This is a genomic window from Ruegeria sp. AM7, from assembly GCF_056535965.1.
Genome location: NZ_JBQFJE010000003.1, coordinates 2671784 through 2686218, shown reverse-complemented (window position 1 = coordinate 2686218; position 14435 = coordinate 2671784). Strand labels below are relative to the sequence as shown.

The 14435-nt window shown below is 60.5% G+C and carries 15 protein-coding genes; 12 read left to right on the top strand and 3 right to left on the bottom strand.

Annotation, left to right across the window (positions count from 1 at the left end):
* Position 1: 1 nt before the first annotated feature.
* The gene (locus tag ACR3EG_RS17400; RefSeq protein WP_170754546.1) at positions 2-454 is read left to right on the top strand and encodes a GAF domain-containing protein; all 453 of its coding nucleotides are present in this window, start codon (positions 2-4) and stop codon (positions 452-454) included.
* A gap of 6 nt (positions 455-460) precedes the next feature.
* Here the strand turns inward: ACR3EG_RS17400 and ACR3EG_RS17395 are convergent, their stop codons facing one another.
* Entirely contained in the window at positions 461-802 is a 342-nt protein-coding gene (locus ACR3EG_RS17395; protein WP_247742604.1) for a DUF1294 domain-containing protein, read from the bottom strand.
* 57 nt (positions 803-859) lie between these two features.
* Here ACR3EG_RS17395 and ACR3EG_RS17390 point away from each other — a divergent pair, with 57 nt between their 5' ends.
* From ACR3EG_RS17390 to rarD, 9 genes are all read left to right on the top strand, one after another.
* Entirely contained in the window at positions 860-1429 is a 570-nt protein-coding gene (locus ACR3EG_RS17390) for a helix-turn-helix domain-containing protein (RefSeq protein WP_480497720.1), read from the top strand.
* Positions 1430-2053, top strand: coding sequence for a LysE family translocator (locus ACR3EG_RS17385; protein ID WP_480497721.1), 624 nt, complete (start codon positions 1430-1432; stop codon positions 2051-2053).
* Positions 2054-2057: 4 nt separating this feature from the next.
* A complete protein-coding gene (locus ACR3EG_RS17380) occupies positions 2058-2438 on the top strand; it encodes a GFA family protein (protein WP_480497723.1) in 381 nt (126 codons plus the stop codon).
* A gap of 15 nt (positions 2439-2453) precedes the next feature.
* A complete protein-coding gene (locus ACR3EG_RS17375) occupies positions 2454-4901 on the top strand; it encodes a GcvT family protein (protein ID WP_480497725.1) in 2448 nt (815 codons plus the stop codon).
* 3 nt (positions 4902-4904) lie between these two features.
* Positions 4905-5957 (top strand): alcohol dehydrogenase family protein, encoded by a 1053-nt coding sequence (locus ACR3EG_RS17370; protein WP_480497727.1) that lies wholly within the window; start codon positions 4905-4907, stop codon positions 5955-5957.
* A gap of 14 nt (positions 5958-5971) precedes the next feature.
* Positions 5972-6865, top strand: a complete 894-nt coding sequence (locus ACR3EG_RS17365) for a homocysteine S-methyltransferase family protein (protein ID WP_480497729.1) — start codon at positions 5972-5974, stop codon at positions 6863-6865.
* Positions 6866-6869: 4 nt separating this feature from the next.
* Complete coding sequence (locus ACR3EG_RS17360; protein ID WP_480497731.1) at positions 6870-7814, top strand: GlxA family transcriptional regulator; 945 nt, start codon at positions 6870-6872, stop codon at positions 7812-7814.
* An 89-nt stretch (positions 7815-7903) separates the two neighbouring features.
* The gene (locus tag ACR3EG_RS17355) at positions 7904-10357 is read left to right on the top strand and encodes a GcvT family protein (RefSeq protein WP_480497733.1); all 2454 of its coding nucleotides are present in this window, start codon (positions 7904-7906) and stop codon (positions 10355-10357) included.
* A gap of 254 nt (positions 10358-10611) precedes the next feature.
* A complete protein-coding gene (gene rarD / locus ACR3EG_RS17350) occupies positions 10612-11517 on the top strand; it encodes an EamA family transporter RarD (protein ID WP_480497735.1) in 906 nt (301 codons plus the stop codon).
* Here rarD and ACR3EG_RS17345 read toward each other — a convergent pair.
* Together ACR3EG_RS17345 and ACR3EG_RS17340 are read right to left on the bottom strand one after the other, a co-directional pair.
* Positions 11508-12212, bottom strand: a complete 705-nt coding sequence (locus tag ACR3EG_RS17345; RefSeq protein ID WP_480497737.1) for an SGNH/GDSL hydrolase family protein — start codon at positions 12210-12212, stop codon at positions 11508-11510. The genes rarD and ACR3EG_RS17345 overlap by 10 nt on opposite strands.
* Position 12213: 1 nt before the next feature.
* Positions 12214-12624: a nuclear transport factor 2 family protein gene (locus ACR3EG_RS17340; protein ID WP_480497739.1), complete on the bottom strand. Its 411-nt coding sequence runs from the start codon at positions 12622-12624 to the stop codon at positions 12214-12216.
* 95 nt (positions 12625-12719) lie between these two features.
* Here ACR3EG_RS17340 and ACR3EG_RS17335 point away from each other — a divergent pair, with 95 nt between their 5' ends.
* A complete protein-coding gene (locus ACR3EG_RS17335) occupies positions 12720-13367 on the top strand; it encodes an RluA family pseudouridine synthase (RefSeq protein ID WP_170355357.1) in 648 nt (215 codons plus the stop codon).
* A gap of 285 nt (positions 13368-13652) precedes the next feature.
* Positions 13653-14345: a helix-turn-helix transcriptional regulator gene (locus ACR3EG_RS17330; protein ID WP_480497741.1), complete on the top strand. Its 693-nt coding sequence runs from the start codon at positions 13653-13655 to the stop codon at positions 14343-14345.
* Positions 14346-14435: the final 90 nt, after the last annotated feature.

The following is a 14435-nucleotide window of genomic DNA, read 5'->3' as shown; positions in this document are numbered from 1 at the left end:
CATGACCGTCGACTATGCGCAGCTTGCTAAAGCCATTGCCGCTCTGACCGAGGGTGAAACGGATGAGGTCGCCCTGATGGCGACCGTCACCTGCGAGGTGCATCACAGCGATGATCGCTTTAACTGGACCGGGTTTTATCGGGTGACCGAGCCCGACCTGCTTAAGATTGGTCCCTACCAAGGTGGCCACGGTTGTCTTGTCATCCCCTTTAGCCGTGGCGTTTGTGGCGCAGCGGCCCGGACCCAAGAGGTGCAGCTTGTGGCTGACGTGGACGCATTTCCCGGCCATATCGCTTGTGCGTCCTCAACCCGGTCGGAACTGGTGTTGCCTGTCTTTGACGCGCAGGGAGAGGTGATCGCGGTGTTTGATATCGACAGCGATCTGCCCGATGCGTTTACTCAGGCAGATGCCGATGGGCTTGCCTCTATCCTGCGGGATGTGTTTGCGCGCTGAGGTTGGTTAGCCCAGCAGCGGGGGCAGAAAGGTGAAGGCAGCATAGCAAGCAGCGGCCTGACCGATCAGGATTGCAAATAACCATCTCGAAAATCCCCGTTTGCGGGTCTTGTGGCGGAATATCCACCGCCCGACTATGGCTCCGGGGCTGCCACCCAGCGCAGCCAGCCATAGCAGACGACGTTCCGGCACACGGCGCTTGCGCCGCCGAGCGCGAAGTTTGTCCCAGCCAAAGGCCAGCAGGGTCAGGGTATTGATCGCCCAAAGATACATCACTGCAATCCACATGCGTGACCGATACCGAACGTGGCCGCGTGACCCAAGTGAAAAAACGCTTGGTTTTTTCATCGATTCGCGCCATCGTGAAAAACAGGGATGAAATTTCACGACAACACGGAGCGGTAATTGAACTCGCAGGCCCCCCAAAGCGCGACCCTTGGTGCTGATATCCGCGCCCTGCGCAAAGCGCGCGGGCTGACGCTGAGTGAGATTGCGGCAAAGCTGAACCGCTCGGTCGGGTGGCTTAGCCAGGTCGAGCGGGATATGTCCGATCCGTCCATCTCGGACCTGCGACAGATGGCTGATTGTCTGGGCGTGCCCATGTCGATGCTGTTTGCCCATTCTGCCGCCCCGGCGGATGAACAGGGATATGTGGTCCGCGCCGGATCACGCCGCCCGATGGGATCGGGCGAAGAAGGACTGATCGAGGAATTGCTATCGCCCGATCTGACCGATGATTTTGAGATGGTGCATTCCACCTTCGAGCCCCGCTCGCAGATGCAGACCCCCGCCGACCGCCCGACGCAAGAGATGGGCTATATGATCTCGGGGCGGCTGGACCTGACGATTGGCGGGCGGCAGTTTTCGGTCGGGCCGGGGGACAGTTTCCGCATCAAACACGAATCCTATCACTGGGCGAACCCCTATGATGAGCCCGCCGTGGCCATCTGGGTTATCGCCCCGCCGGTGTATTGAATGAGCTTCGAGGCCTGGACCCTATTCGCCCTGTTCTGGGTGGTGTTCGTCACCACACCGGGACCGAATGCGGTCAATTGTATCTCAAACGGGATGAGCCTGCCCTTTGCCAAGGCGATGTTGGGCGTGCTGGCGATCCTGACACAGGCCAGCGCCTTTCTGGTCCTGTCGGCGCTGGGCGTCACGGCGCTGATCGCGGCCTCACCCAACGGGTTTTTCATCGCCAAACTGATCGGCGCGGGGTTCTTGATCTGGATGGGAATTCGCGGGTGGATCAACGCCAGCAAACCCGCGCCTGCGTCCGAGCGACCCGCGCGCCACGTCTATCTGCACGCGCTGGCCGTTGCCACGATCAACCCCAAAAGCGTGGCCGGATATCTGGCGGCGTTTTCGCAATTCGTGCAGCCCGAGGTTCCGGTCTGGCAGCAGATGGGAGTGATCATGCCCACCGCGCTGGTCATCACAACGCTCAGCTACACGGGGTTCACCCTGCTGGGTGCGCTGATGGGCAGGGCTGCGCTGGGTGCTGTGTTCAACATCTGGGTCCGCCGCGTGATGGCGACCTGTTTCATCATCTACGGCGTGTTGCTGGGTACCAGCGCAGCGCCTACAGCAAGGGGGTAAAGACATGCACACCGGTTCCTGCCTCTGCGGCAAGGTCGCCTTCACCATTGACGGAGAACTTGCTGCGCCCAACGCCTGCCATTGCGGCCAATGCCGCAGGCAATCGGGTCATCTGTGGGCCTCCTGCGAGACGCATGAAGACAACCTCAGCTTTACCTCCAGCGAGACGCTGGGCTGGTATCGCGCCTCGGACATTGCCAAGCGCGGCTTTTGCAGCGCCTGCGGCTCGTTCCTGTTTTGGCAGCACAACGATGAGGACACGATTGCGGTTTCCGTGGGTTCGCTGGACGAACCCACCGGTTTGAAACTCGCCCAGCACATCTTCGTCGCCGACAAGGGTGACTACTACGAAATTCAGGACGATCTGCCCCAGCGGGCATACTAACAGGGAAGCAAAACCATGAGTGATTTTCCAACTAAGGCCCGTGTGGTCATCATCGGCGGCGGTGTCGTCGGCTGTTCATCGCTTTATCATCTGGCCAAGAAGGGCTGGACCGACTGCGTTCTGCTGGAAAAGAATGAACTGACCGCAGGCTCGACATGGCACGCGGCGGGCAATGTGCCGACCTTTTCGACCTCGTGGGCGATCATGAACATGCAGCGCTATTCGACCGAGCTCTATTCGCGGCTGGCGGATGAGGTCGATTACCCGATGAACTACCACGTCTCGGGCTCGATCCGTCTGGCGCATAGCAAGGAACGGATGCAGGAATTCGAGCGCGCCATGTCGATGGGTCGCTATCAGGGCATCCCGATGGAGATGTGGACGGCTGAAGAGGCCAAGGAACGCTACCCCTTCCTTGAAACCCATGATCTTGAGGGCGTCCTGTATGACCCCACCGATGGCGACATCGACCCGGCGCAGCTGACGCAGGCGCTGGCTAAAGGCGCGCGGGACTTGGGACAAAAGATCATCCGTTTCTGCCCGGCGACCGGCGTGACTCAGCATGACGACGGCACATGGACCGTTCACACCGACAAGGGCGATATCGACTGTGACTACGTGGTCAACGCCGCCGGGTACTATGCGCAGCGCGTGGGCGAATGGTTCAAACCCTTTGGTGGGCGCACGGTGCCGGCCATGGTCATGAGCCACCAGTATCTGCTGACCGACGAAATCCCCGAGGTTGAGGCATGGTCAAAGGAAAACGGCGGCAAGCTGCCGCTGCTGCGCGACGTGGATATCTCGTACTATCTGCGGCAAGAAAAGAACGGCTTTAACCTTGGGCCTTACGAGCCCAACTGCAAGGGCCATTGGATGACCGAAGACGACCCGATGCCCGAGGATTTCAGCTTTCAGCTGTGGAACGACGATCTGGACCGGATCGAAGACATCGTCACCGATGCGATGGAGCGTGTGCCGCTGATGGCAACCTCGGGCGTGGGTCGGGTGATCAACGGACCGATCCCTTACGCGCCTGATGGGCTGCCCCTGATCGGGCCGATGCCCGGTGTGACGAACGCGTTCGAGGCGCACACCTTCACCTTCGGTATCGCGCAGGGCGGCGGCGCAGGCAAGGTGCTGGCCGAATGGATCGTCGATGGCGCGACCGAATGGGATATGTGGGCCGTCGATCCGCGCCGCTACACCGACTACACCGATCAGGATTACTGCAACCAAAAGGGCATGGAGGTCTATGGCAACGAATACGCCATGCACTTCCCGCACCATGAATGGCCCGCGGCGCGGGACAAGAAGCTGTCTCCGGTTCATGACAAGATCAAGGAATTGGGCGGCGTGATGGGCGCCTATAATGGCTGGGAGCGTGCGAACTGGTTCGCCAAACCGGGCGACGATACCTCGCTGGACGCGACGCATACATGGGGCCGGTCCGGCCCGTGGGAGCAGCGGATCAAAGAAGAATGCGAGGCCGTGCGCGACCATTGCGGCGTGCTGGACCTGCCGGGTTTCTCGCGCTTCATGGTCAAGGGCGAAGGTGCTGCCGAGGCGCTGCGTGGGCTGGTGACGGGTGGTCTGCCCAAGGTGGGCCGGATCAATCTGGTCTATATCGCCGACGACCGGGGCCGCATCCTGACCGAGATGTCCTGCCTGCGTCTGGGCGAAGATGAGTTCGTCATGATCACCGCCGCCACCGCGCAATGGCATGACCGGGACATTCTGGTGAAGGCGATGCCCTCAGGTGTCAGTGTCGAGGACGTGACAACCACACGCGACACGCTGATCGTCACCGGCCCAAAATCGCGTGAGATCCTGTCGGGTCTGACCGATGCCGACCTGTCGCTGGGCTGGCTGACCCATCAGGCCGCCACTGTGGCCGGGAAACCTGCCCATCTGATCCGCGTGTCATTCGCGGGCGAACTGGGGTGGGAGGTTCACGCCCTGAACGGTGATATGCCGGCGATCTATGACGCGATCCTTGCCGCAGGGGCCACACCGTTCGGAATGTATGCGCTGAACTCGCTGCGGATCGAGAAAGGCTACCGCGCGTGGAAGGGCGATCTGTCCACCGATTACTCGCTGCTGGAAGGCGGGCTGGGGCGCTTCGTCAAACTAGACAAGCCGCAGGATTTCCCCGGCAAGGCCGCGATCCTGAACGAAAAGCAGCAGGGGGTGAAGAAGTCCTTCGTGACCCTGACGGTCGAGGCCGTTGACTGCGACGCGCCCTACATGTCCTGCATCTGGCAAGGCGATCAGATCGTGGGTGAGACAACGTCCGGTGCATGGGGCTACCGCGTCGGCAAATCCATCGCGCTGGGCATGATCAAGTCGGAACTGGCCAATCCCGGCACCGCGCTGGAGGTTGAAATCTACGGCCAGAAATACCCCGCCGTGGTGCAAGAGGATCAACCGCTCTGGGATCCGGCCAACGACCGGCTGCGAGCCTGATCCATGGCTGTTCCACGCGTTATGCAGGGCGTCTATCTGACCCGTCACGGTGGGCCAGAGGCGCTGGAATGGCGCGCGGATATCCCTGTGCCGCAACCCGGACCCGGTCAGGTGCTGGTTCGGGTGGCGGCAGCCGGGGTGAACAACACCGATATCAACACGCGCGTTGGCTGGTATTCCTCGGATGTGACCGGCGCGACGGATGCGGTGGATCAGCAGGTCGAGGCAGGCGGTTGGGGCGGAGCCTTGCAGTTCCCACGCATTCAGGGCGGTGATCTGTGCGGCATCGTTGAACAGGCCGCGCCGGGCACCGGGTTCCAACCCGGTCAGCGTGTTACCTGTCCGATCAACCTACCGCGTCCACGCCCCGGCAACCCGACCGGGTTCATCGCGCTGGGCTCCGAGATTGATGGGGCCTTCGCGCAATATTGTGTGGTCGAGGCGTCGGACCTGTACGACGTGTCAGCCTCACCCCTGTCAGATGCCGAGATCGCTGCGATCCCCTGCGCTTTTGGCACGGCGGAAAACCTGCTGACCCGCGCAGGCGTGACTGCAGGCCACAAGGTTCTGATCACCGGCGCTTCGGGCGGGGTCGGTCTGGCTGCTGTGCAACTTGCCCGACTGCGCGGGGCAACCGTGTGGGGCGTCACCAGCCCAGCCAAAGCCGATGTGGTCAAAGATCAAGGCGCAACGGATACGTTCGACCGTAACGCGCCCTTGCCGAAAGACATGTTCGATGTGGTGATTGACGTGGTCGGCGGCCCCGCGTGGCCCAACCTGATCTTGTCGCTGAAACCCGGCGGGCAGTATGCGGTATCCGGTGCCATCGCTGGCCCCATCGTTCAGGCCGATCTGCGCGATATCTATTTGCGCGACATCACCATCCACGGCTGCACCCATCAGGCCATTGAGGTTTTCGGACGATTGGTCGAACTTATGAACGCAGGCCGGATCAAACCTTTGATTTCAAAAACCTATCCGCTAAGAGATATCGCCAAAGCGCAAGAGGACTTTCAGTCCAAAGCATTTGCGGGAAAACTTGTTCTCATTCCCTGAGGAAAGGTAAGGCTATGGCGGATATCACCCTGTTGGACGGCTCGATCGGGCAGGAACTGGTCAAGCGCGGCGGCGAAAAGCCCACGCCCTTGTGGTCAACGCGCGTGATGATGGATCAGCCTGAATTGGTCGGGCAAGTCCATGCGGATTACTTCCGCCGTGGCGCGACCGTTGCGACTACGAACACCTATGCCGTGCACCGCTCGCGCCTTGTGCGCGAAGGGATCGAGGATCAACTGCCCGCCCTGATCGACTCGGCGCTGACACAGGCAGAACGCGCGCGGCCGCCCTCGAGCGGGCGGATCGCAGGGGCACTGGGGCCGATTCTGGCCTCATACCGGCCCGACCTGAAGCCCGATGTGGAAGACGCGGCCTTGAAATATACCGAGCTGGTCGGTCTGATGAACGACCGGGTGGACCTATTCCTGCTGGAAACCGTCTCGTCCCTGCAAGAGGCCGAAGGCGCGTTGCGCGGGACGGAAAGCGCAACCAAACCCGTCTGGCTGGCGCTCTCGGTGATGGATAATGACGGCACCCGCCTGCGTTCGGGCGAGCATCTGGCGCAGGTCGCGCCTCTGGTCGATCGCTTCGTGCCGCAAGCGGTGTTGATCAACTGCACCCGCCCGGAATCGGTGATGCCCGCACTGATGATCCTTGAAACGATGGGCCGCCCTTACGGGGCCTATGCCAATGGCTTCACCGGCATCACACAAGGGTTTTTGGAAGACGCCCCCACTGTTGATGCGCTGGAAGAACGTCGTGACCTGACACCTGAAGCCTATGCCGATTTTGCTATGTCCTGGGTCGAACACGGGGCCACCATCGTCGGCGGCTGCTGCGAGGTCGGCCCCGATCATATCGAGGCGCTGGCCCACGCGCTGCACGCCGCCCGACACCGGATCGTCTAGGGCGATGGCGGGTCAGCAGCATTTCGATATCCTCGTCGCCCCCGGCTATGTGCTGCTGGAACTGGCGTCGCTGGTCGAGGTGCTGCGGCTGGCCAATCGCGTTTGTCCGCATCCGCCCTTTACCTATGCGTATAAATCCCTGAAGGGTGGACCGATCCATTCCAGCAGCGATGCGATGATCCAGACCGAGGCTGTCAGCGCCCAACCCAAAGCGGACTACCTGTTTGTCATCGGCAATACCGATCCCGATCACCCCGATCTGTCCTTGGGTCGCGTGGTTTCGGATTACACATATCGCGGCGCACAGGTGTTTCTGCTGGCCGAAGCCGCCAGCCGTTACATCGACGAACACGGTACCGAGGATATGGCGACCCATTGGGAAAATGCCTCATTCCTGCGCGAACGCGGAGCCCGGTTCGAGGCCAAGCTCTCCATCGCCACACAGCAAGGCGCCGTTGTCACCTGTGCGGGGATGGAGGCGACGACGGATGTGGCCTTGTCGGTGATTGGCCGTCATATCTCGGGACCCGCCAAGATGACCGTTGCCGATATTATGCTGCACGAAAACATCCGCGATTTCTCCTCGATGCAGCCGTTTTCCGGCACACGTCTTACCGCCACCGGGGATGCCAAGCTGGACCAGTGCATCAAGCTGATGCAGGCCAATATCGAAGACCCTCTGCCGATCCATCAGATCGTCGAGGAACTGCACCTGTCGAACCGTTCGCTGGAGCGGAAGTTCAAGACCTTCTTCGGCACCACCCCCAACGGGTTTTATCGCGAAATGCGGCTGGCCAAGGCCAATAACCTGCTGCTGAACACCACCATGAGCGTGCGTGAGATTGGCCTGGCCTGCGGGTTCCCGAACGGGTTTTCCTCGGTCTACAAGAGCTTTTTCGGCGTCACGCCCTTTGTTCTGCGCCGCGAAAAGCGCGCGGCACATCGGTGAAAACTACCGATTTTGTGACGCTTTTGGCGCATTTATTGTCGATCTTCCGTGGCATTTTGGCCCAAACCTGACAGCGCGGAGATTTCAGGATGGTTGATCTTCCCCAAAAGGCCCGAGTGGTCATCATCGGCGGCGGCGTTATCGGATGCTCGGTCGCATATCACCTGACCAAGAAGGGCTGGAGTGATGTCGTTCTGCTGGAGCGCAAGCAGCTGACCAGCGGGACCACATGGCACGCCGCTGGTCTGATCGCCCAGCTGCGGGCGACGGCGAACATGACCAAACTGGCGAAATACTCGCAGGAACTCTACGGCTCGCTCGAAGAAGAAACCGGCGTGGCCACCGGGTTCAAACGCTGCGGCTCGATCACCGTCGCGCTGACCGAAGAGCGTAAGGAAGAGATCTACCGTCAGGCCGCCATGGCCCGCGCCTTTGGGGTCGAGGTCGAAGAAATCTCGAACGAGCGCGTCAAAGAGATGTACCCGCATCTGAATGTCGAAGACGTCAAGGGCGCGGTCTATCTGCCGCTGGACGGGCAGGGTGACCCGGCCAATATCGCACTGGCGCTGGCCAAGGGCGCGCGGCAACGCGGCGGGATCGTCAAGGAACGGGTGAAAGTCACCGATATCGTCAAACAGGGGCGCACGGTCACGGGCGTCGACTGGGTCGCCGATGACGGCAGCGCCTCGGGTCATATCGAGTGCGATATGGTGGTGAACTGCGCGGGCATGTGGGGGCATGAGGTCGGTCGAATGGCGGGCGTGAACGTGCCGCTTCACGCGTGTGAGCATTTCTATATCGTGACCGAAGGCATTGACGGCCTGACCCAGCTGCCGGTTCTGCGCGTGCCGGATGAGTGCGCCTATTACAAGGAAGACGCGGGCAAAATCCTGCTGGGCGCGTTTGAACCCAACGCGAAGCCATGGGCCATGGAGGGCATCCCCGACAGTTTCGAGTTCGACCAACTACCCGAGGATTTCGACCATTTCGAGCCGATCCTTGAGGCGGCAGTAAACCGGATGCCAATGCTGGCCGAGGCGGGGATTCACACCTTCTTTAACGGCCCGGAATCCTTCACGCCCGACGATGCCTATCATCTGGGCCTCGCGCCCGAGATGGACAATGTCTGGGTCGCGGCCGGGTTCAACTCGATCGGTATCCAATCTGCTGGAGGCGCGGGTATGGCACTGGCCGAGTGGATGGATAGCGGCGAGAAACCGTTTGATCTGGGTGATGTGGATATCAGCCGGATGCAGCCGTTTCAGGGCAACAAGCAATATTTGTTCGAACGGTCCAAGGAAACACTGGGCCTGCTTTACGCCGATCACTACCCCTATCGCCAGAAGGCCACCGCGCGCGGTGTGCGGCGCACCCCGTTCCATCATCACTTGCTGGAAAACGGTGCCGTCATGGGGGAACTGGCCGGGTGGGAGCGCGCCAACTGGTTCGCCAACGCAGGTCAGGAACGCGAGTACCACTACAGCTGGAAACGCCAGAACTGGTTTGAAAACTCCGCCGCCGAACACCGTGCGGTGCGCGAGAATGTGGGCATTTATGACATGTCCTCCTTCGGCAAAATCCGCGTCGAAGGGCCGGATGCCGAGGCGTTCATGAACTACATTGGAGGTGGCGATTATTCAGTGCCCAATGGCAAGATCGTCTACACCCAGTTCCTGAACCGCACCGGCGGGATCGAGGCAGACGTGACCGTCACCCGCCTGACCGAGACCGCCTATCTGGTGGTCACCCCCGCAGCCACGCGCTTGGCCGATCAAACCTGGATGCAACGCCACGCGGGTGGGTTCAACGTGGTCATCACCGATGTCACCGCAGGTGAGGGCGTTCTGGCCGTCATGGGCCCCAACGCACGCGCGTTGCTACAAAAAGTCTCGCCCGCTGATTTCTCGAACGCGGCCAACCCGTTTGGCACAGCGCAAGAGATCGAGATGGGCATGGGCCTCGCCCGGGCACACCGCGTCACCTATGTGGGCGAGCTGGGGTGGGAGATCTACGTCTCCTCGGACATGGCGGGCCACGTGTTCGAAACCTTGTACGAGGCCGGGCAAGATATGGGTCTGAAACTCTGCGGGATGCATATGATGGACTCGTGCCGGATCGAGAAGGGCTTTCGCCATTTCGGCCACGACATCACTTGCGAGGACCATGTGGTCGATGCCGGGCTGGGCTTTGCCGTGAAAACCGACAAGGGCTGCGATTTTATCGGGCGCGAAGCCGTGATCGCCCGCAAGGAAACGGGTCCGCAAAGCCGGTTGGTTCAATTCAAACTAACCGACTCTGAACCGCTGCTGTTCCACAACGAACCTATCCTGCGCGATGGCGAATATGTGGGCTACCTGAGTTCAGGCAATTATGGCCACACGCTGGGCGCGGCCATCGGCCTGGGGTATGTGCCGTGCGCGGGTGAAAAGGCTGCAGATGTGCTGGCCTCCAGCTATGAGATCGACGTCTGCGGCGTGAAGGTCAAAGCCGAAGCCTCGCTGAAACCGATGTACGACCCCAAATCGGAACGCGTAAAAGTCTGAAGCGCGGGAAAAGGGGGCGCTGCCCCCGCCGCGGCAAGCCGCGACTCCCCCGAGGTATTTGAGGCCAGATGAAGTGCAGGATCCGTGCTTCATCTGGCCAAAAATACCTCGGAGCGCGAGGCAGAGCCTCGCATGTTGGATTGGTTCCAAACATGTGACGTATCAGAATTCCTGATGGCCGGCTTCACAGTTTTCGTGGTTTTCATAGAACAGAAGTTTGCCGTAGAGAGTTCGATATCAGTCGGAGACCCGCCGTGGCAAACACACCCATCCCACCGAATGCCGCAGACACGCCCAAGGGGTTGGTACTGGCTGTCACAGCCTATGTTTTGTGGGGATTCTTGCCGCTCTATATGAAAGCTATGGCGCATGTCGGGCCGATCGAGATTGTCTCGCACCGGATCATCTGGTCGGTGCCGGTGGCGGGGTTGCTGCTGGTGGCCTTGGGGCGGACGCGGGATTTGAAGGCGGCGCTGGTGAACCCGAAGATGCTGGGCATGGCGTGTTTGACGGCTGCGCTGATCTCGGTGAATTGGGCTCTTTATGTGTGGGCTATTGCCAATGACCGGGCGTTAGATGCGGCGCTGGGGTACTACATCAACCCGCTGTTCAGCATCGCCTTGGGCGCGGTGTTGTTGCGAGAGCCTTTGACCAAGACACAATTGGCGGCGGTAGCGATTGCGGCGCTGGGGGTGCTGGTGCTGGTCGTAGAAGCGGGCAGCTTGCCATGGCCTGCGTTGGGTCTGATGGTCAGCTGGGGGTTTTATGCGTTTTTCAAACGGTCTTTGCCCATCGGGCCCAATCAGGGTTTTTTGCTTGAGGTGCTGATCCTGCTGATTCCAGCCCTGATGTATGTCACCTTGCTTGGCGTGAAGGGCACAGGGCATTTTGGCATGGGGCTTACGGACACCCTGCTGCTGGCCTGTGCTGGGATCGTGACAGCTGTGCCCTTGTTGGTCTATGCAAACGGGGCCAAACTGGTGCGGTTGTCGACAATGGGCATCCTGCAATACATCGCGCCAACCATGATCTTCATCACCGCCATAGCTGTGTTCGGCGAGCAGATTGACCGGGGCCGCATGATCGCTTTCCCGCTGATCTGGACGGCTTTGGTCGTGTATTCGATCCCGATGATCCGGCAGATACGGGCTCAGGCCTGACGCAATAGGCGCGCGGCTTCTGCCGCCCATATGGCATAGGTTTTCGGGCTTGGATGATACCCGTCAGGTGCCGCAAGTGCCGGGTCGTCCGGCAGATCGAGAGTCAGATGTCGTGCCTGAGCGCAACTTTCCACGACTTCTCGCAACCCAAGATCCAACCGGGCGGCTTGTTGCCCCAGGACCCAGGCCAGTGGTTGGGGCAACGCGGGGAAGCGGTTCATGTGTGGTACGGCGGTTACAACAACGCGCCGGGCGCCCAGCTGACCCGTCAGCAACGCAAGCAGCCGCGACTGCCGTTCCATGAAAACCCTTTGGGAAACAGCCCGCGTGACGTCGTTGACGCCCAGAGCGGTCACCGCCATGTCGAATTGCCCGTTCAAAGCCTGCAGGCGTTCGATCGTGTCCAGCGTCGTGTGCCCGGTTGTCGCCTCTAACCGCCACTCTACAGCGTAGTGGCGAGACAGCTCTCGGACCAGACACCCCGATAACGCTTGTGATTGAGTGCCTGCGCCGACACCAGCAGCTGAACTGTCCCCGGCAATCAGAAGACGCAACCGGGGACCGCGCCCTTCTCGCCCTTCACGTGGACCTGAGGGTTCGGGCAGAAACCGCGCGTTCCGGCGTACGGAAAGCCCCTGTGCCGCCAGCACTGGCAACAGGGGAACCCGTAAAAGTTGATCAGCGGCGAGAGGCATATCAGCTTAGAGCGTCTTTGAACTTGAGGAACCGCGCGTCGGTCAGAACGCGCGACATCATCGCTTCGCGCAGGGCACCAACGCTTTTGTAGGGGCGCATGACGACCTCGAAATCCTGGATCAGCCCGTCATCGTTTAGCGTGATCAGGTCAACGCCAACCGCATCCAAATCACCGATCTTGCACTGAAACTCCAGCGCCCAATCTTTGCCGTCCCCCATGATCCGGCGATAATGGAAATCAGAAAACACCTGCCCCACATGCCCTAGCACGGCCGCCACGGGTTCGCGCCCGGTCCATGTGCTGAAATAGGTGGGGGGCGAAAAACGCACGTCCTCGGCCAGCAACTCAAGGATCAGGGTTTCATCGCCCTTTGCGACGACCTCTTGCATACGCTCGATTGTTGGGTGCATTTGTTCTCCTCCGCTTTGGAACAGACTTGCCGAACCGCTCCGGGCAGGCAAGGACGACGTTGCGGGAGGGGGCGCGGTAAGATAGGCAGACGCGCATGAACGACGCCTATAATCCCCCTCTGACCCCACTGGATGTGCTGCACGAAGATGCGCAATTGATTGTGGTCAATAAACCCTCGGGTCTGTTGTCAGTGCCAGGACGCGGAGAGCATCTGGCCGACTGCTTGCTGACCCGTGTGCAAGCGGTGTTCCCTCAGGCGCTGCTGGTGCATCGGCTGGATCGGGATACATCGGGCGTGATGGTGTTTGCGCAGACGTCGCATGCGCAGCGTCATCTGAGTATGCAGTTCGAAAAGCGCCAGACCCGCAAGACTTATATCGCCCGCGTTTGGGGGAAGGTTGAGGACAAGACCGGCACTGTCGATCTGCCATTGATTGTCGACTGGCCCAACCGCCCCCGTCAGATGGTGTGCCACGAGACCGGAAAACCCGCCGTAACCGACTGGCGTGTGGTGAAACACGAGGGTGAGACGACACGTATCCGTCTGTTTCCGAAAACCGGTCGCTCGCATCAGTTGCGCGTGCACATGCAATCGCTGGGTCATGCCATTCTGGGCGATCCCTTTTACGCGGAAGGGCCAGCGCGGGACTATCCGCGACTGATGCTGCATTCCGAAGAGCTAAGGTTGAAAAGCCCCGATGGCGGCGCGTCGATGAAGTTCCGCGCCGTGGCGGATTTCTAAGCCGTCCCGGTCCAGAGCAGTTTCAAATTTCCAAGCGAAAACCGCCTAATTCGTCGCCGCGGGGCGCAGGGTTGTCGAGTGGACATGAGTTCGCGTTCGATTTCAAACGCCCGCAGGTTGTGGTCCTGCGACCAACACCCAAGTTGCAGTGTCATCATGACGTGATTGTCGCGGCTTGGCATGGCGGATCTCCTGTGTTGGTGATCCAATCTGGCGCATCACTACTGACACCACCTTGTCAGGGGGGTGTGCTAAGGTGTCAGCAGAAAAACTCCGGAGACCGCCATGCGTCGCTCGACCCGTTTGTTTGAAATCATCCAGATCCTGCGCGCCACCGACGCGCCGGTCACAGCCGAGACACTTGCCGAAAAGCTCGAAGTGTCGGTGCGTACGGTGTATCGTGACATCGCGGCACTTCAGGCGCAACGCACTCCGATTGAGGGCGAAGCAGGGGTCGGCTACATGATGCGGCGCGGGTATGACCTGCCGCCCCTGAATTTCGACGCCGAAGAAGTTGAGGCGCTGTGGGTTGGCCTGTCAATGTTGGCCCGCACCGGGGACAGTACGTTGCAACAGGCTGCCGACCGGGTGTGCCGCAAGATCGAGGCACTGCGTGCGCCTGCGGACTGGTTGCAGGTGGCGCCGTGGGGCGCACCGATCGACGATCCCGACAAGGGCTGTATCCCCGTTGTGAACTACCGAGAGGCCATCCGCGCCGAGCGCAAGATTCGCATCACCTACATCAATGCCCAAGAGGAAAAAACCGAACGTGTCGTGCGGCCTGTCGCTCTGATTTATCACATAGAATGCACCATGCTGGTCGCCTGGTGCGAGCTTCGTAGCGGGTTTCGCCACTTCCGCACGGACCGAATCTGGGCCTGCGAACTGATAGATGACCATTTTTGCGGTCAGGGAGAGCCGTTGCGCGCCATCTGGCAGGAACAAAACCAATGGGAGACTGGACCAAAAGCCCATTAGACGGCGGGTAACTGCCCATATCACCGCATTGTTGCTTGAGCCCGCCTGCACTAGGCACGATATACTGCCTCAAACAACATGGACCTAAAA

Excerpts from the sequence above, each read along its gene's own strand:
- ACR3EG_RS17400 (WP_170754546.1), top strand. The coding sequence starts at position 2 with ATGACCGTCGACTATGCGCAGCTTGCTAAAGCCATTGCCGCTCTGACC.
- ACR3EG_RS17395 (WP_247742604.1), bottom strand. The coding sequence starts at position 802 with ATGAAAAAACCAAGCGTTTTTTCACTTGGGTCACGCGGCCACGTTCGG.
- ACR3EG_RS17385 (WP_480497721.1), top strand. The coding sequence starts at position 1,430 with ATGAGCTTCGAGGCCTGGACCCTATTCGCCCTGTTCTGGGTGGTGTTC.
- ACR3EG_RS17380 (WP_480497723.1), top strand. The coding sequence starts at position 2,058 with ATGCACACCGGTTCCTGCCTCTGCGGCAAGGTCGCCTTCACCATTGAC.
- ACR3EG_RS17375 (WP_480497725.1), top strand. The coding sequence starts at position 2,454 with ATGAGTGATTTTCCAACTAAGGCCCGTGTGGTCATCATCGGCGGCGGT.
- ACR3EG_RS17370 (WP_480497727.1), top strand. The coding sequence starts at position 4,905 with ATGGCTGTTCCACGCGTTATGCAGGGCGTCTATCTGACCCGTCACGGT.
- ACR3EG_RS17365 (WP_480497729.1), top strand. The coding sequence starts at position 5,972 with ATGGCGGATATCACCCTGTTGGACGGCTCGATCGGGCAGGAACTGGTC.
- ACR3EG_RS17360 (WP_480497731.1), top strand. The coding sequence starts at position 6,870 with ATGGCGGGTCAGCAGCATTTCGATATCCTCGTCGCCCCCGGCTATGTG.
- ACR3EG_RS17355 (WP_480497733.1), top strand. The coding sequence starts at position 7,904 with ATGGTTGATCTTCCCCAAAAGGCCCGAGTGGTCATCATCGGCGGCGGC.
- ACR3EG_RS17345 (WP_480497737.1), bottom strand. The coding sequence starts at position 12,212 with ATGCCTCTCGCCGCTGATCAACTTTTACGGGTTCCCCTGTTGCCAGTG.
- ACR3EG_RS17340 (WP_480497739.1), bottom strand. The coding sequence starts at position 12,624 with ATGCACCCAACAATCGAGCGTATGCAAGAGGTCGTCGCAAAGGGCGAT.
- ACR3EG_RS17335 (WP_170355357.1), top strand. The coding sequence starts at position 12,720 with ATGAACGACGCCTATAATCCCCCTCTGACCCCACTGGATGTGCTGCAC.
- ACR3EG_RS17330 (WP_480497741.1), top strand. The coding sequence starts at position 13,653 with ATGCGTCGCTCGACCCGTTTGTTTGAAATCATCCAGATCCTGCGCGCC.